The organism is Halomonas sp. SIMBA_159, from assembly GCF_046536035.1.
GTDB lineage: Bacteria > Pseudomonadota > Gammaproteobacteria > Pseudomonadales > Halomonadaceae > Vreelandella > Vreelandella venusta_A.
In genome coordinates this window covers 1-251 of record NZ_JAWJBT010001139.1, presented here as the reverse complement: position 1 = coordinate 251, position 251 = coordinate 1, and the positions used below count along the sequence as shown (strand labels likewise).

Genomic DNA, 251 nt, shown 5'->3' with positions numbered 1-251 from the left:
GGCACTGATCACCCGGCAAATAGCTACACTGGTTGAAGCAGCGCTGCCAATTGAAAGCGCGCTGCTGGCAGTGGCAGAGCAATGCGACAAGCCGCGGCTGAAAAATATGATGATGACAGTGCGCTCAAAAGTGGTCGAGGGCTACAGCCTGGCTGAAGGGCTGGCTGAGTTTCCACATGTGTTTGATCATTTATTCCGTTCAATGGTGGCAGCAGGGGAAAAATCCGGCCATTTGGATCAGGTGCTAAACC

At 53.0% G+C, this 251-nt stretch carries 1 protein-coding gene; it reads left to right on the top strand.

Features of this window, described 5'->3' with window-relative positions; all coding sequences use genetic code 11:
• Nucleotides 1-251, top strand: a 251-nt coding sequence (locus R0J87_RS22825) for a type II secretion system F family protein (protein WP_498889215.1), incomplete at both ends; no start/stop codon positions are given.